Genomic DNA, 16,731 nt, shown 5'->3' on the forward strand with positions numbered 1-16,731 from the left:
GATTTTCGGGAGAGCATTATTTATCCTTCCATCTTAAACTCCACCGAATTTATCACCGCATAAATATCCTCAAGAGAGTTCATATCTATGAATAATGTATAGCTGTGATTAAGGTCTGAAACGTGAAAAGCCTCAAATATGGCCTCATATTCCGGCTTGCTCTCGTCATAGGTATTTTCCCTTATCTGAATTATCCCGTTTACATTATCCGATTCGTAAACATAAAGGTACTTGCAGTTTGAGAATGCATACGCTCTGCTCATTCCCACAATGTTAAATACCGTAGCTTTGCCCAGATCCCAAAAGCTGTAGTCCTCCTCGTCAAGCAGAACAGCACATTTGTATGAAGCAAAGCGTGAGTCGGGCATACCGTTTCCGAAGCTTTCAAAAGCATCAAGCATCCTTTGGATATCCTTTTCGGAAGCGTCATCGGCATATTGTTCGTAATCAGTCATATCCAAAACGGCATTATTAGGCTCCGAATGCATAAAAACCGTTTCACTTGTGTCATTGCATTTGTAAAAAAACGGCATATATTCATTTTCAAGAACCTCAAAGTCCGAAGGGATAGCCACCGAAATAAAATCGCTCTCCAACCTTTTAAAGCTGTCGTTTCTCACATCATACCCGTCAAAATATTCACCCTTGCTCTCAAAACAGGGCATAATATATTCCCTTGCCGCATTGCTCAAAGCCGCACGGGGCATTATCACCCATATAACAATGCCAAGAATAATAACTGCTGCCCCAATGCAGGAAATAATTATTTTGGTTTTCTTTTTCATTATATACCCCTCTATCCAAATTCTGTCCTAATAAGCTTTAAATTTATATTACCATATTTTCACCCAAATGTCAAATAATCAGAATAAAAGTTTCATTAAAACAGGATTAAAAAAATCCCCGCCTGCAAAAGACGGGGATTTTTGCATATATGCATTACTTTGCGTACTCGATAGCTCTGCTCTCTCTGATAAGATGGACCTTGATCTGACCGGGATAATCCATCTCGTTTTCGATCTTGGCAGCGATCTCTCTTGCAACGAGAGCCATTTTCTCGTCGTTGATCTGCTCGGGAACGACCATGATCCTGACCTCGCGGCCTGCCTGGATAGCGTAGGATTTCTCAACACCCTCGTAGGAGGTGCAGATCTCCTCAAGCTTCTGGAGACGCTTGATGTAGTTCTCGTAGTTCTCGTTACGTGCTCCGGGTCTTGCGGCGGAGATAGCGTCAGCCGCCTGAACGAGAGCCGCAACAACGGTCTTTGTCTCAACATCGCCGTGGTGAGCCTCGATAGCATGAATGACCTCGGGGCTTTCCTTGTACTTGCGGCATACGTCAACGCCTATCTGAACGTGAGAACCTTCTATCTCGTAGCTGAGAGCCTTACCGATATCGTGGAGCAGACCTGCGCGCCTTGCAAGATTTGCGTCAACGCCAAGCTCGGAAGCCATAATGCCTGCCAGGTGAGCGACCTCGATAGAGTGGTCGAGAACGTTCTGACGGTAGGAAGTCCTGTATCTGAGACGTCCGATAAGACGTACAAGCTCGTGGTTAATACCGTGAACATTGGTCTCGAGGATCGCCCTCTCGCCCTCCTGCTTGATACGGTGCTCGACCTCGCGCTTTGCCTTGTCCACCATTTCCTCAATTCTTGCGGGGTGGATACGGCCGTCCGCAATAAGCTTCTCAAGGGCAATTCTTGCCACCTCACGCCTTGCGGGGTCGAAGCAGGAAAGGGTGATAGCCTCGGGGGTGTCGTCAATGATAAGCTCAACGCCTGTGAGGGTTTCGAGGGTGCGAATATTTCTTCCCTCACGTCCGATGATCCTGCCCTTCATCTCATCGCTGGGAAGGGGAACAACGGAAACGGCAGTCTCAGCCACCTGGTCGGCGGCGCACTTTGCAATGGCAAGAGAAATAAGGTTTCTCGCCTTGTCCTCGCATTCGTCCTTGAGCTGGGTCTCGTACTGCTGGATCTTCAGCGCTTTTTCATGAACAAGCTCATTTTCAAGCATGGAGAGCAGGTGCTCCTTAGCCTGATCCATGGTGAACTGGGAAATTTTTTCCAGTATCTCCATCTGGGAGTGCTTTATCCTGTCAGCCTCCTCCAGCTTTTCGTCAGCGGCTTTCAGCTTCTTCTGGAGCTGTTCGTCCTTTTTCTCAAGGGTGTCGTTTTTCTTGTCAAGGTTTTCTTCCTTCTGCTGGATACGTCTTTCCTGACGGGAAAGCTCGTTTCTGCGCTCCTTGATCTCTTTTTCAAGCTCGGTGCGGCTCTTGTGTATCTCGTCCTTAGCTTCTACAAGAGCGATCTTCTTTTTGCTGTCGGCTTCCTCTTTTGCCGTTTCGATGATGCGCTCAGCCTCCTTTTCGGCGGAGCCTATTGCCGATTCTGCCTGAGATTTGCGGTAATTTATGCCCGCCTTAAAGCAGATAAAGCCCGAAACAGCCGCAGCCACAACAAATATGACCACATAAATGGCATACTGCAACAAAAAAACCTCCTTTTCCTGATACTAAAATATGGTAATCGCTTCGGAGGTCGGTGAAGCTCATAAATATTAAATAAACCGCTTGTTTGGGGAAAGTGACCTTCTTAAAATAATTTACAAAAAAAGTATCTATTTACATAAGCCAAAATATGATCCCGAAAACTTAGCCAGCCGAATAAAAACGGAACGGACGGCTCATAATATATATAAACTTCAGGGGTCCGCAGGGATATGCGGAAACGACTTGAAGCGATAATGTAAAAGCAGTTTCTATAAATGGCAGACGGCATTTTTTCATTATCCTGCCGCTTACCGAAAATATTTTTACTGCAGACACAATATTATTGTAATATAAAATTTTCCTCTTGTCAAGGAATTTTATATAATTTAACACTATTACATAATAAAATTGTAGTTTTGCTGTACAAAAATACCGTTGACATACGGCTCGGTTAGTGATATCATATATATGTGTAAAATTTTAAATCGATGATGAGAGACCCTTTCCGTGCATAAGCGGCTTTCAGAGAGTATCCGGCACAGGCTGAGACCGGATGCGGCTGCGCATAGGACAGGCACCGCTCCCGGAGTCCGCTCAACAGGCGGCGGCAGCCCCCGTTACAGGGCAAATGAGGCGCTTTATTCTTAACAGTAAAGCGTGAAAACGGGTGGAAACACGGTAATTTATCGTCCCGAGGCAATGGCTTTTTAACAAAAGCCTCAGCTTCGGGGCGTTTTTATTTTTTATGGAAAGAAGATCAAGAGATGAACCAGTTAAATGACCTTTACACAAGACTTTCGGGGCTTGCGGTATTCAGAGGCGTTTTAAAGCTAAAGACCATGGGCAGGCTTATGGATATGCTCAAGGAGCAGACCCCTGCCTCTGTGGGCGAGTTTGTAAACTCCCTCTACAAGCACGGCTCCAACCTTTCAAGCTACATCATCAAGGCAGTCACCGAGGACGAGAACACATATCTTCTCAGAAAAGCCCGCAGAGAGCCTATTCCCCCCGTTATGGAAACTGCCGTCCGCAAGGAGCTGGGGCTTTTCAGCGAGATATCCATGCTCACCACCGAAAATGTCCGCACAGCAATGGGCTATATGGGCTACCTTCCCGAGTGGGAGAATACAAACCTTGATTTCGGGGCGATCTACGCCGACAGGATAGACAAGCTTTTCACCAAGGGCTACGGCATATTCGCAAAGTACACCGCCTTTATGCTCAAAGACCACGTGATAACCCCCGTGCTGACCCCCGACCCCCAGCGGCTCTCACAGCTCCCCGCCTATGAGACCCAGCGAAAGATGGTAATAGACAATACCCTTGCTCTCATAAAGGGCCGTCCTGCCGCAAACTGCCTTCTCTACGGCGACGCGGGAACGGGAAAATCCTCTACCGTAAAGGCTGTGGTGAATGAATTTGCAGACAGGGGTCTCAGGCTCATCGAGCTAAAAAAAGCCCAGCTCCACGAGCTCCCCGACGTTATGGAGAGCATTGCGGACAATCCCCTTAAATTCATCATTTTCATAGACGACCTTTCCTTCTCCTCCGATGACGCAGATTTCGGAGCGCTGAAAGCCGTCCTTGAAGGCTCCATATCCTCCAAGGCTTCAAATGCGGTCATCTATGCCACCAGCAACCGCCGCCACCTTGTTAAGGAAAGCTTTTCCGACAGAAGCGGCGACGATATCCACGCAAGGGATACACGAGAGGAGCTTGCCTCCCTGTCCGAGCGCTTCGGCTTGAAGGTGACCTTCCTCAAGCCAGACAAGGATACATATCTCAAGATAGTCGAGTATCTTGCAGGTCAGTACGGCATCGAGATGGACAAAGACGAGCTTTTCACCAAGGCAGAAGCCTACGCCCTCCGCAGAAGCGGACGAAGCGGACGTGCCGCAAGGCATTTCGTGGAAATGCTCAAGGCAGGCGAACCCGAAAATCAGCAGTAAGGAGTGTTATATATTGAATTTACATAAACTTGCAGCCCTTTCCGCAGCGTTTGTCCTTATGACAGCCTGCGGTTCCTCCGCAAGCACATCGGATACACAGGAGACCGCCCCCTCGGACACATCGGCAGTTTCCGACAGCGTTACAGCTGCCGAAGGCTCAGAGGTTTCCGAAAGCGAAGCAGCTCCGGAAACAGAGGAAACGCCGGAAACCACTGCCATACTCACCGAAGGTATGGAATATAACATATCCTCCCTCAAGGGTCCCACCACAATGGGAATGGTGAAGCTGATGTCCGACAGCGAAAAGGGAGAGACCGTCAATAAATACAATGTAACAATCCACGGCACAGCAGACGAGATAGTCACTGGCATCGTAAGCGGCAATACAGACATTGCCAATGTTCCCGCAAACCTTGCCGCAGTGCTTTACAACAAGACAGAGGGCAATATAAAGACCGCCGCAGTAAATACTCTCGGCGTGCTTTATGTAGTCAGCTCGGGTGAGGAGATATCCTCTGTGGCAGACCTGAAGGGCAAGACCGTCTATTCCACAGGCAAGGGCACAACTCCCGAGTATGTTTTGAATTACATTCTCAGACAAAACGGTCTTGAGCCGCAGACCGATGTTATCATTGAATACAAGTCGGAGGCAAGCGAGTGCGCCGCTGTAATGGCGGAGAGCGAGAATGCAATAGCAGTTCTCCCCCAGCCCTATGTCACAGCCGCGCAGCTGCAGAATGAGAACATCAAAATTTCCCTGAGCCTCACAGACGAGTGGGACAAGGTAAGCGAAACTCCCCTTATCACAGGCGTGACCATTGCACAGAAAAGCGTTATTGAGGAAAATGAAGCTGCTTTTGCCGATTTTATCGGTGAATATCAGGCTTCTGTTGATTTTGTAAATGAAAACACCGATGAAGCCGCCGAACTCATAGGAAACTATGATATTGTGAAAGCCCCCGTTGCAAAAAAGGCACTGCCTTACTGCAATATAACTCTTTTAAGGGGGGAGGATATGAGGAGTGCCGTAACAGGTTACTGGAATATCCTCTTTGATGCCGATCCAAAGTCGGTGGGCGGTAAGCTCCCGGATGATGATGCTTTCTATACGGAAATGATATATGAATAGGTCTGACAAAAAAGACTTTTTTCAAAAAGCTTCGGGCATATTATTCTGGCTGGTCTTGTGGCAGACGGCGGCAATGGCACTTAGCAAAAGTATTATTCTCGTAACACCGGCAGCCGCAGTAAAACGGCTTTCCGAGCTTTGCTTTGAAGCGGATTTCTTAAAGACCGTCCTTAATTCGTTTATAAGGATAGGCGGCGGCTTCTTTGCGGGGGTCATAACGGGAACAGCTTTAGCGGTGCTGTCGGGAATGCATTCATTGGCAAAAGCGGTCATATCCCCCGCAATGTCGGCTGTAAAGGCAGTTCCCGTAGCAAGCTTCATAATTTTCGCCCTTTTTTTTCTGAAAAGCTCCGCACTGTCATTTCTCATATCCGCACTGATGGTAACGCCCGTCATATATGACGCGGTGGGCAAGGGGATAGAAAATGCGGACGGGAAGCTTGTTGAAGCGGCAGAGCTGTTCGGTCTCAGCCCGATGAAAAAGGCAAGATACCTGTATTTTCCCTCGGTAATGCCCTTCCTCAACGCCGCATTCCGAACGGCATCGGGGCTTGCATTCAAGAGCGGAACTGCAGCGGAGGTCATAGGTCAGCCCGATCATACCCTTGGGGATATGCTCTACCGCTCGAAGATATATCTTGAGACCGCCGACCTGTTTGCCTGGACAATTGTGATAATCCTGCTGGGAAAGCTGTTTGAGATGATCGTGACTAACCTGCTTGACATTTTGTATAAGCGTTCTCAGCATCTGAAAATAAACCATAACATTAAAGGGGGTGTTTGCTCCGATGAATAATTTAAAACGCTTTTCTGAGGAGCGGCATACCGTTACGGCGGTATTTGCCGCACATATTACATTGCTGAAATAAATTTTTATTTAAATAAAGGAGAATAAAAAAATGATAAAGCTTACACTTAAAGACGGCTCCGTCAGAGAAGCCGAGAGCGGAGTATCTGCCGCAGAGATCATCAAGGGAATTGGAATGGGTCTTTACAAGGCTGCCTGCTGCGTAAAGCTGGACGGCGAGGTATGCGACCTGAGAACTCCCGTGGAAAAGGACTGCACCTTTGAAGTCTGCACCTTTGACACCGAGGAGGGCAAAAAGACCTTCTGGCATACCGCTTCCCACATTCTTGCACAGGCTGTAAAGCGCATTTATCCCGAAACAAAGCTGTCCATCGGTCCCTCCATCGACAACGGATTCTACTACGATTTCGACACCGATCACCCCTTCACCGCCGATGACCTGGCAAAGTTTGAAGCGGAGATGAAGAAAATAGTCAAGGAGGGCATTGAGCTTTCCCGTTTCGAGCTGCCCCCCGCAGAAGCAGAGGCAAAGCTCAATGAAAGGGGCGAGCCCTACAAGGTGGAACTTTGCAAGGAGCACAGCGACAAGGGCGAGAACATCAGCTTCTACAAGCAGGGCGATTTCACCGACCTCTGCGCAGGTCCTCACCTTATGTCCACCGCTCCCGTAAAGGCATTCAAGCTCACCAACTGCACAGGCGCATACTGGAGAGGCGACTCCAAGGGCAAGCAGCTTTGCAGGATCTACGGCACAGCCTTCCCCAAGGCTTCCGAGCTTGAGGAATATCTCAAGAAGGTTGAAGAGGCAAAGAGCCGCGACCACAACAAGCTGGGCAGAGAGCTTGAGTATTTCACAACCGTTGATTATATCGGTCAGGGTCTGCCCATACTTCTTCCCAAGGGCGCAAAGGTCATCCAGCTTATGCAGAGATGGGTAGAGGACGTGGAAGCAAAGCACGGCTGTATGCTCACCAAGACCCCCTATATGGCTAAGAGAGAGCTTTATAAAATTTCAGGACACTGGGACCACTACCTTGACGGTATGTTCGTGCTGGGCGACCCGAATGATGAGGAAAAGGAGTGCTTTGCCCTCCGTCCCATGACCTGTCCTTTCCAGTATCAGGTATTCCTCAATCGTCAGCGCTCCTACCGTGACCTGCCTATGAGACTTACCGAGACCTCCACTCTGTTCAGAAACGAGGACAGCGGCGAGATGCACGGTCTTATCAGAGTAAGACAGTTCACCATTTCCGAGGGACATTACATTCTCCGTCCCGAGCAGCTTGAGGACGAGTTCAGAGGCTGTCTGGAGCTTGCAAAGTATTTCCTGGACACTGTAGGACTTCTTGAGGACTGCACCTTCCGTTTCTCCCAGTGGGACCCCGCTAACCCCAAGAACAAGTACGAGGGCACTCCCGAGCAGTGGGAAGAGGCTCAGGCTGCAATGAAGACCATTCTCGACGATCTGGGCGTTGAATACACCATCGGTATCGACGAAGCCGCATTCTACGGTCCCAAGCTTGATATCCAGTACCACAACGTTTACGGCAAGGAGGACACTCTCGTAACCATTCAGATAGATATGCTCCTTGCCCAGCGCTTCGGAATGGAATATGTAGACGTGGACGGCACAAAGAAGAACCCCTACATTATCCACCGCACAAGCCTTGGCTGCTTTGAGAGAACTCTTGCATACCTTATCGAAAAATACGGCGGAGCACTTCCTCTCTGGCTGTCTCCCGAGCAGGTGCGTATCCTGCCCGTAACCGACAGAGCAAAGGAATACGGCGAGAGCATTGCCGAAAAGCTTGATTCCATGGGCATAAGAGTTACCGTGGACAACAGAAACGAGAAGATCGGCTACAAGATCCGTCAGGCTCAGCTTGAGAAGATACCCTATTTCTTCATCGTGGGCGACAAGGAAGTGGAGGACAAGACCGTTTCCCTGCGTTCGAGAAAGGACGGAGACCTGGGCGCATCGCCTCTTAACGACGTTATCGCTAAGATAATCGAGGAGAACGCTTCCAAGGCAAGATAAGCTGAAAAGTATTCGGGGCTGCCGCAGTAAATATCTGCGGCAGCCCGTTTAAGAAAGGAAAAAGCTATGAAGCTTAAACCCTATTCAAGACGGGTATATTACTACGAAACGGACAAAATGGGCATAGTCCACCACTCAAATTATATCCGCTGGTTTGAGGAGGCAAGAGTTGATCTTATCGAGCAGGCGGGACTGCCCTTTCAGTATGTTGAAGCGGAGGGGCTTATGACCCCTGTTCTCTCGGCTGAGTGCGAGTATAAGCTGCCCTTTAAGTTCGGGGACGTGTTCATCGTGAAAGCGTATATCCCCGATTTCGGAGGAGCGAGATTTTCCGTTATCTACGAGGTCACAGACCCCGAAGGAGTTATCCATGCAACGGGAAAGACCACCCACTGCTTTGTGGACATGGATATGCGCCCCGCAAGGATAAAAAAGACCCACACTCACGTTTACGAGGTCTATGACGAGATATGCAAAAGCTCGGAGAGGCTGTATGATGAATAAAAAGTTTGGGGCAATATGCTTTGCGGCGATAATGCTCACCGCCTGCGGTGCGGACAAAGCCGCTCCCGAGGTCACGGAGACTGAGCAGACAACAGCTTCCGTAACGGAAACAGCTTCGGAAGCTCAACCCGAAAGCGTTTCCGAAACGACCGCCGAAGCGATAACAAAAAACGAAACAGCCACCGAAACCGAACCTCCCGACACTTCCGACGATTATAAAGCGCTCTATAAAGAAAAGCTGTCCGAAATACGTGAAACCGAGGAGTATGAGCCCTCAATATCCACCTTTGACCTTTACGATATAGACAATGACGGCACACCTGAGCTTTTTGCCGCAAACGGAAATTATCACGCTGCGACAGTCAGACTTTACACCGTTAAAGACGGCGAATGTGTATGCCTTGACAATCCCGCAGGAGACAATGATTTTAACGAAACATTGGGCTTCGGCTCATGGGGAATGGCGCAGGCAGCCGAGGGGGGATATATCGCAAGCCGTTACTCCGGAATGGGTTCGGGCTATGCAGATTATTACCGTCTTGAAAAGGGGGAGCTTACCCATTTAGTCAGCTCCGAGCATCATATGTATTCCGATGAAAGCGAAGATGAAAGGGATAAATTCGTTATTGACGGCAATGAAGTTTCCGAGGAGGAGTACAGCGAAGCCGTAGGAAAATACCAAGTTATGGACTGGACGGACGTGGGACAAGGCTATCGTTTTTTCGATATGGACGAAGCAGAAAAGGTACTTGATAATTATGGAAAATAATGTAAAAATGCAGACAGTAGAAATATTCACCGACGGCGCCTGCTCGGGAAATCCGGGACCCGGGGGCTGGGGAGCGATCCTCCGAATGGGCGAGCATTACAAGGAGCTTTCGGGAGGCGAGCCCGACACCACCAACAACCGAATGGAGCTTACCGCCGTAATAGAAGCCCTTTCCGCCTTAAAGCGCCCCTGTCACGTTATACTCACCACCGACAGCAAATACGTCTGCGACAGCATATCAAAGGGCTGGGCGGCAGGCTGGAAAAAACGGGGCTGGATAAAGGCGGACAAAAAGCCTGCACTTAATTCCGATCTGTGGGAAAGGTGTCTTGAGCTGCTTGATATCCACGACGTGGAGTTAAGATGGGTCAAGGGTCACGCAGGTCACCCCGAAAACGAGCGCTGCGACGAGCTTGCGGTCATTGAACGGGATAAAAACGCACGATAATCAGCGTGTCGCTGAAGCCACCTCGTTGGGAAAATAGAAATGATTTCCTTGTTTTGTGGCTCGGCAATGTACGTATTGAAGCCAAATTCTATAATTAAATTTTTGGGATTCAAGATCAAAGCTTTTTCGGCAAACTGAAAAGCCTCCCACCGCCATTGACGGTGAGAGGCTTTTCTGATATTACCTAACAGCCGCAAGCAAAGCGTCTGTCCTGTCAGTCTTTTCCCAGGCTACGCCCAGATCCTCACGTCCCATATGACCGTAAGCCGCAAGCTGACGGTACTGGGGCTTTCTCAGCTCAAGAGTCTTGATTATAGCCGCAGGACGAAGGTCGAACACCTTTCTTACAGCCTCGCTGAGCTTTTCATCGGATACCTTTCCTGTGCCGAAGGAATCTACCATTATTGAAACAGGCTCCGCAACGCCGATGGCATATGCAAGCTCAACCTCGCACTTGTCCGCAAGACCTGCCGCAACGATGTTCTTAGCCACATATCTTGCCGCATATGCCGCACTGCGGTCAACCTTTGTGGGGTCCTTGCCCGAGAAGGCTCCGCCGCCGTGACGGGAATATCCGCCGTAGGTGTCAACGATTATCTTTCTTCCCGTAAGTCCGCTGTCGCCCTGGGGACCGCCGATAACAAACCTTCCTGTGGGATTTACAAAATACTTGGTGTCAACAAGAAGCTCTGCGGGGATAACGGGCTTTATTACCTTTTCGATAATGTCCGCTCTTATCTTGTCGAGAGAGACCTCGGGAGCGTGCTGGGAGGATACGACCACCGTATCAACTCTCACAGGCTTGTTGTCCTCGTATTCAACTGTGACCTGAGTCTTTCCGTCGGGACGGAGATAGGGAAGAACGCCTGTCTTTCTCACCTCGGTAAGCTTCTTTGCAAGCTTGTGAGCAAGGGAAATGGGCATGGGCATAAGCTCGGGAGTTTCGTTGCAGGCAAAGCCGAACATCATGCCCTGATCTCCTGCTCCTGTGTCCATATCGTCCTTTTTGGAGCCGTCGCGGTACTCGAGAGCCTCGTCAACGCCCATGGCGATATCGGGAGACTGCTCGTCGATAGATGTGACCACCGAGCAGGTGTGACCGTCAAAGCCGTACTTGGCTCTGTCATAGCCGATGTCGATAACCACCTGTCTTACAATCTTGGGGATATCCACATAGCAGGTGGTGGATATCTCGCCCATGCACATTACAAGGCCCGTAGTGGTGCAGGTCTCGCAGGCAACTCTGCCCGCAGGGTCATTTTTAAGTATCTCGTCGAGGACAGCGTCGGATATCTGGTCGCAGATCTTGTCGGGATGTCCCTCGGTAACGGATTCGGATGTAAAAAGAAATTTTGACATTTTATACCTCCATTAAATTAAACTGAAAAAAGGCACCCGAAAAAACGAGTGCCTTACAAAAAATCGGATTTTGTAATTTCCTCATCTCTCGGAAAACTTCCGCAGGAATTAGCACCTTACTTACGCCGCAGACAGGCGCAATCAGGTTGCCGGGCTTCACAGGTCCAGTACCTCAGCCGCTCTTGATAAGGTTTTATCATTTGTATTATAGCATATATGTCGGGCTATGTCAATAGAGATAAAAAAAATTCTGCAAAAATATATCCTGTGTCAATATTATTGACAAAAAAATTATTTGTGTGTTATAATTAAACAATAAAGCTGACTGTTTCCCAAACCAAAATAATGCAGAAATGCACACCATTATTGTATCCGGATATGATATAATATATAATAAAAAAATAATGCTGATCTGCATAAAATTACGGGAACATGATAACAATCATAAGACGAGGTGATCGATATGTCGGTCAAGCGCAGTCTGTGCGGAAACTGTTTTTCTCCTATGAATGGGAAAACATGCAAAAAATGCGGATATACCGAGACCCGTACTTTTTCCGAGCGTGACGCACTCCCTGTGGGAACAAAGCTGAACGGCCGCTATATCATCGGAAAAATGCTCGGAAGAGGCGGCTTCGGCATCACATATCTTGCCTATGACGAAAACCAGAGCAAGGCTGTGGCGATCAAGGAATACTACCCCGCGGCTGCGGTTCGTTCAGAGGACAATGTCAGGGTGGAGCCCATGACCTCCTATCAGACCGAGGAATTTTCCGAAGGTCTGGAGCGCTTTTTCAGGGAGGCAGATATCATACGCAGCTTCAAGGAAAGCGCCGAGATAATGGGACTTTACGATGTTTTCCGAATGAACGGCACAGCGTATTATGCTATGGAATTTTTTAACGGTATATCGCTCAACAGATATGTAAGCGACGGAAAAAAGCTTACGGAGGGGCAGGCTGTAAACATTCTGGAGCAGCTCCTTCCCGCATTGTCGGCGATACACAACGGCGGCATACTTCACCGCGACGTTTCCCCCGACAACATCATGCTCTGCACAAACGGCAGAGCGGCTCTTATAGATTTCGGCTCCGCCCGTATCCTTGAGGACAGCGAGCGGCAGAATATGTCGGTCATTCTCAAAGACGGCTTTGCCCCCCTTGAACAGTATCAGCGTCAGAGCAATCAGGGCAGCTGGACGGATATCTATTCCCTGGGAATGTCGCTGTATTACAGCATTACGGGAAGATCTCCCGAAAACCCCATCATACGCCTTGACGACGACAGCACCTTCATAAAGGAAACGGACAAGCTTTCGGAAGGAATGAAAAATATTCTGCGAAAGGCGTGCGGCGTCAGAAAAGAGGACAGATATTTACAAGCCGATGAAATGCTTGAGGATATAAAAAGCTGTCACATAACCCCCGAGGAGATAGAACTGACTATAGATGACACACCGCAGCCAAATGTGAAAAAGAGCGGAAGAAAAAAGAAGGTCCTTATCGCTGTAATTGCGGCGGTCTCATCGGCAGCGGCGTTTTTCATTCCCGATGCTCCCACGGAGGTCAAAATAGGCGGCGAAATGTTTTCCCTTGATTCTACCGAGCTTTATCTGCAGAACAGGGAGCTTACAAATTCTCAGATATCAAATCTCAGGCATATGAAAAAATTAAAGTCCCTTGATCTGAGCAACAATTTCATAACCGATATGTCCTGCCTTGACGGGCTTACGGAGCTTGAATGCATCTGTTTCGACAACAACAATATTTCTGACATAAGCTTTATGCGCTCTATGACGCATTTAAAGCATATAAGCGGGAACAACAACAGTATTTCGGATATTTCGGTGCTAAGCGGTCTGACCGAGCTTGAGAACGTGTTTCTGGGGGATAATTACATTACCGACATATCGCCGCTGAAAAACAGCAGGGGGCTTGTTTATGTTGGCTTTGACGAAGCTAAGATAGGGGATATCCGGGCGCTTTCGGGAATGACAAGTCTTAAAATGGCAGGCTTTTCGGGCTGCGGGCTTGAGAGCATAGAGCCGCTTCGAGACTGCAAAAGCCTGGAGCTTGTTTATTTCGGCAGAAACCGGCTGACGGATGTATCTCCGCTGGCAGGCTGCAATATAAAGGAGCTATATCTTGACAACAATCTCCTTTCGGGACATACCGACACCTTTTCGGGCATAACTCTCAACGGCTTTGCCTGCATTGAGGGCAACGGCTTTACCGAGGAGGAGATACAGGATATTACAAACAGAATGAACGGTGAATTCACAATTTATTATTAGGAGCTGACGTAAATGCAAACATCCGATATAGAAAGAATGATAAGAAGGACGAAAAATCTGAATATGGGTGTTATCGAGGCAAATCCGCCGCCCTCATTCAGCGAGTACGTTCTGAGCCTTCTGGAGGAAAAGGGAGTCAAGCGCAGCAGACTTATCCTTGCGCTTAATATGGACAGAAATTACGGCTATCAGATCTTAAACGGCACCCGTATCCCCACCCGTAAGCAGATAATCCATATGGCGCTTTTTCTGGGACTTGACGTGGCTCAGACCCAGAAGCTGCTGACCCTGGCAAACAGAGAATCCCTTTACGTCCGCCGCCCCGAGGACGCAAAAATAGTCCACTGCCTTGAGCATAAGATCTCCTACGAAAAGGCATGCGAATTTATATGGGAAAATGAATGATCTTTATTTGGCTCTGTCCCCCGCGGACAGGGTTTTTTTCTTCAAAACGATAATGCTGTGCTGCACACCATTTCCCGGGAAAATATGATACAATGATTATAATAATTACAGGCATTTTTTCGGAAAGGAATGATTTTTGGAATGATTACCGTTTCAGATAAAAAGCTGTGCAGCTGCTGCTTTGCGGAGATATCCTCCGAGCCATGCCCCGAATGCGGTTATCCCTCCGAAAGATATGTTTCCGACCCTGCCGTTCTCCCCTGTGGAAGCATGCTCCGGAAAAGATATATAGTGGGCAGAGTTATCGGAAAGGGCGGCTTCGGCATAACCTACCTTGCCTATGACACAAAGCTTGAGCGCAAGGTGGCGATAAAGGAATTTTACCCCTACGGACTTGCCTCAAGAAATATTGGTGATACTGTTGTGATCGTTTCAAGCGAGGAAACGGCAGAGGCGTTTCGCAATGGCGCAGAGAAATTCTACAACGAAGCACGGCTCATTGCCCGTTTTAACGGAGATCCCGGCATCGTCGGCGTGTATGATTTCTTTTATGAGAATGCAACGGTATATTTTACCATGGAATATCTTAACGGTCAGACGCTGAGAGACTATATTGCCCGACACGGCGTTCTTTCCGAGGGGCAGGCAGTTTTTCTTGCCGAAAAGATATCAATGGCTCTGATGACCGTTCACAGCGCCAATGTGCTTCACAGGGGCATTTCCCCCGATAACATCATGCTTTGCGCCGACGGAAATATAAAGCTCATTGATTTCGGTGCGGCAAGACAGGTGGTGGCAAACTGTTCAAATGACCTTTCGGTAATACTGAAACAGGGCTTTGCCCCTCTTGAGCAGTATCAGAAAAAGGGAAAACAGGGTCCCTGGACGGATATATATTCCCTGGGTGCCAGCCTTTATTTTGCCCTTACCGCCCATACCCCCGACGACCCGATGACGAGACTTGAAAATGGCGAAAAAATAAGCGATAATACAGAAAAGGCGGAAAGGATAGACCCGAAGCTGTGGGAGCTTATCCGCAAAGCCGTAATGCTGAAGGCAGCTGACAGATATCAGAACGTTTTTGAACTGAGAAACGATCTTGCGGGACTGTCCCTGACTGCCATGCCAATAATCGAGCCCACAGAGCAGCAGGATACAGCGATCCCCTTCGGAGTAACGGCGCAGCCCTATAGGTCAACCGCAAGGCAGACGGCAAATACTGCCGCCCCGGAAGATACGAGAACTGTCCCCCTGACAGATCCGTCTATTACCGTTCCTCTTACAGAGGCTCCCGTTACCGCTTCGCTCACATCATCGGATACGGGTGCTCCCGTTGCCGCCCCCGTTTCTCCTGCGAAAAAGCCGCAGGGAAACAAAAAGCTTGTTTATGCGGCAGGCGCTGCGGCAATACTGCTTATCGGAATATTCTCCGGTGTTCTTATATCTCAAAACAGCAATAACGATATTGCGACGGAAACAACATTTTCGGCTAAGGAGCAGATCATCTATGACCCCAAAGAGGGAATTTATGCGATAGATGATGAACAGGATAATGATGTAACGGAAGAGACCACCGTTATAACGGAGGAAGCAGAGCTGCCTGTTACTGCACCGGAAGAAACCGAGCCTGAGGACAGCGAGCCGCCCGTTACTGAGCCGAAAGTGACCGAGCCTGCTGCTCCTGCCGCTCCCGATGTGATAACCATAGGCGGAAAAAGCTATAAGACCAATATGACAGGCACCTTGGATCTGAGCGGAAAGGGACTTAAAAACAAGGATATAGCAGACCTTAAATATATGACAAAGCTTAGCGAAATAATTATCAGCGACAATTCCCTGACCGATCTTTCGGCGCTCAGCGGACTGACACAGCTTGAAAAGCTTACATATCATAACAACAATGTAAGTGACCTGTCCTTCGCAAAAAATCTGACAAAGCTCAAGGTCATAGGTGCGGAAAATAACGGTATCACAGACCTGTCGCCGCTGTCGGGTATGAGCGGACTGGAGGAAATATGGCTCCAGAACAATAATATAAGCGATATGTCGCCGTTAAAGAAATGTACAAAGGTAAATTCTCTCAGCCTGTCGGGCAATCCGATAAAGGACTGCTCAGCCGCTTCGGGAATGAAAAAAATCAGAAATCTGCATCTCTATGGCTGCGGTCTGAAAAGTCTTGAGCCATTCAAGGGCTGTACAAAGCTTGAGTATGTGTATATCGGCGACAATCAGATAACCGACCTGACGCCGCTGTGCGGAAATAACGGCCTTATCGATCTATATGCCCAGAATAACAAGCTGAACGGAAATTACAATGCTATAAAGGGTCTTACTATTCTTGACATACTGGATATTTCGGGAAATGGCTTTAACGACCCCGACGAGCTGTACGAGTTCATCTGCAGCGAAATTTACAGCGACGATGACTTTTTTATATATTATTTCTGATAAAGGAAAAGCTCCCGTAAGTTTGGGAGCTTCCAGTCTGTCGAAAAAGAAATGACAATTATATAATATGCACAAACCAATGTAAAA

General features: G+C 48.4%; 13 protein-coding genes and 1 riboswitch. Of the genes, 10 read left to right on the plus strand and 3 right to left on the minus strand.

What is annotated here, in order from left to right; all coding sequences use genetic code 11:
• Positions 1-20 precede the first annotated feature (20 nt).
• Together ACI4J0_RS05785 and rny are read right to left on the minus strand one after the other, a co-directional pair.
• Positions 21-785: a hypothetical protein gene (locus ACI4J0_RS05785; protein WP_439764862.1), complete on the minus strand. Its 765-nt coding sequence runs from the start codon at positions 783-785 to the stop codon at positions 21-23.
• Between the two features lie 154 nt (positions 786-939).
• Complete coding sequence (gene rny, locus ACI4J0_RS05790) at positions 940-2,493, minus strand: ribonuclease Y (RefSeq protein WP_439764863.1); 1,554 nt, start codon at positions 2,491-2,493, stop codon at positions 940-942.
• Between the two features lie 765 nt (positions 2,494-3,258).
• On the opposite strand from rny, the gene ACI4J0_RS05795 reads away from it, so the two are divergent.
• The 7 genes from ACI4J0_RS05795 (at position 3,259) to rnhA (ending at position 10,139) form a co-directional block, all read left to right on the plus strand.
• Positions 3,259-4,443 (plus strand): ATP-binding protein, encoded by a 1,185-nt coding sequence (locus ACI4J0_RS05795; RefSeq protein WP_439764864.1) that lies wholly within the window; start codon positions 3,259-3,261, stop codon positions 4,441-4,443.
• A gap of 13 nt (positions 4,444-4,456) precedes the next feature.
• Entirely contained in the window at positions 4,457-5,572 is a 1,116-nt protein-coding gene (locus tag ACI4J0_RS05800; RefSeq protein WP_439764865.1) for an ABC transporter substrate-binding protein, read from the plus strand.
• Between the two features lie 73 nt (positions 5,573-5,645).
• Positions 5,646-6,368, plus strand: coding sequence for an ABC transporter permease (locus tag ACI4J0_RS05805; protein ID WP_439764866.1), 723 nt, complete (start codon positions 5,646-5,648; stop codon positions 6,366-6,368).
• Between the two features lie 103 nt (positions 6,369-6,471).
• Positions 6,472-8,418: a threonine--tRNA ligase gene (thrS, locus tag ACI4J0_RS05810; protein WP_439764867.1), complete on the plus strand. Its 1,947-nt coding sequence runs from the start codon at positions 6,472-6,474 to the stop codon at positions 8,416-8,418.
• Positions 8,419-8,484: 66 nt separating this feature from the next.
• Positions 8,485-8,922: an acyl-CoA thioesterase gene (locus ACI4J0_RS05815; RefSeq protein ID WP_439764868.1), complete on the plus strand. Its 438-nt coding sequence runs from the start codon at positions 8,485-8,487 to the stop codon at positions 8,920-8,922.
• Positions 8,912-9,691: a hypothetical protein gene (locus ACI4J0_RS05820; protein ID WP_439764869.1), complete on the plus strand. Its 780-nt coding sequence runs from the start codon at positions 8,912-8,914 to the stop codon at positions 9,689-9,691. Before ACI4J0_RS05815 ends, ACI4J0_RS05820 begins: the two co-directional genes overlap by 11 nt.
• 7 nt (positions 9,692-9,698) lie before the next feature.
• The gene (gene rnhA / locus ACI4J0_RS05825) at positions 9,699-10,139 is read left to right on the plus strand and encodes a ribonuclease HI (RefSeq protein ID WP_439764874.1); all 441 of its coding nucleotides are present in this window, start codon (positions 9,699-9,701) and stop codon (positions 10,137-10,139) included.
• Between the two features lie 180 nt (positions 10,140-10,319).
• On the opposite strand, the gene metK is transcribed toward rnhA, so the two are convergent.
• Complete coding sequence (gene metK, locus ACI4J0_RS05830) at positions 10,320-11,498, minus strand: methionine adenosyltransferase (protein WP_439764870.1); 1,179 nt, start codon at positions 11,496-11,498, stop codon at positions 10,320-10,322.
• A 78-nt stretch (positions 11,499-11,576) separates the two neighbouring features.
• Positions 11,577-11,690, minus strand: a riboswitch (SAM riboswitch).
• Positions 11,691-12,003: 313 nt separating this feature from the next.
• Here metK and ACI4J0_RS05835 point away from each other — a divergent pair.
• The 3 genes from ACI4J0_RS05835 (at position 12,004) to ACI4J0_RS05845 (ending at position 16,644) form a co-directional block, all read left to right on the plus strand.
• Complete coding sequence (locus ACI4J0_RS05835) at positions 12,004-13,791, plus strand: protein kinase domain-containing protein (protein WP_439764871.1); 1,788 nt, start codon at positions 12,004-12,006, stop codon at positions 13,789-13,791.
• 12 nt (positions 13,792-13,803) lie between these two features.
• The gene (locus tag ACI4J0_RS05840) at positions 13,804-14,196 is read left to right on the plus strand and encodes a hypothetical protein (RefSeq protein ID WP_439764872.1); all 393 of its coding nucleotides are present in this window, start codon (positions 13,804-13,806) and stop codon (positions 14,194-14,196) included.
• Between the two features lie 141 nt (positions 14,197-14,337).
• Positions 14,338-16,644 (plus strand): protein kinase domain-containing protein, encoded by a 2,307-nt coding sequence (locus ACI4J0_RS05845; protein WP_439764873.1) that lies wholly within the window; start codon positions 14,338-14,340, stop codon positions 16,642-16,644.
• Positions 16,645-16,731 lie beyond the last annotated feature (87 nt).

The organism is Huintestinicola sp. (genome assembly GCF_051882455.1).
Lineage (GTDB): Bacteria > Bacillota > Clostridia > Oscillospirales > Ruminococcaceae > Huintestinicola.

Excerpts from the sequence above, each read along its gene's own strand:
- rnhA (WP_439764874.1), top strand. The coding sequence starts at position 9,699 with ATGCAGACAGTAGAAATATTCACCGACGGCGCCTGCTCGGGAAATCCG.
- ACI4J0_RS05785 (WP_439764862.1), bottom strand. The coding sequence starts at position 785 with ATGAAAAAGAAAACCAAAATAATTATTTCCTGCATTGGGGCAGCAGTT.
- ACI4J0_RS05820 (WP_439764869.1), top strand. The coding sequence starts at position 8,912 with ATGATGAATAAAAAGTTTGGGGCAATATGCTTTGCGGCGATAATGCTC.
- ACI4J0_RS05815 (WP_439764868.1), top strand. The coding sequence starts at position 8,485 with ATGAAGCTTAAACCCTATTCAAGACGGGTATATTACTACGAAACGGAC.
- ACI4J0_RS05840 (WP_439764872.1), top strand. The coding sequence starts at position 13,804 with ATGCAAACATCCGATATAGAAAGAATGATAAGAAGGACGAAAAATCTG.
- ACI4J0_RS05835 (WP_439764871.1), top strand. The coding sequence starts at position 12,004 with ATGAATGGGAAAACATGCAAAAAATGCGGATATACCGAGACCCGTACT.
- metK (WP_439764870.1), bottom strand. The coding sequence starts at position 11,498 with ATGTCAAAATTTCTTTTTACATCCGAATCCGTTACCGAGGGACATCCC.
- ACI4J0_RS05805 (WP_439764866.1), top strand. The coding sequence starts at position 5,646 with ATGGCACTTAGCAAAAGTATTATTCTCGTAACACCGGCAGCCGCAGTA.
- thrS (WP_439764867.1), top strand. The coding sequence starts at position 6,472 with ATGATAAAGCTTACACTTAAAGACGGCTCCGTCAGAGAAGCCGAGAGC.
- ACI4J0_RS05795 (WP_439764864.1), top strand. The coding sequence starts at position 3,259 with ATGAACCAGTTAAATGACCTTTACACAAGACTTTCGGGGCTTGCGGTA.
- ACI4J0_RS05845 (WP_439764873.1), top strand. The coding sequence starts at position 14,338 with ATGATTACCGTTTCAGATAAAAAGCTGTGCAGCTGCTGCTTTGCGGAG.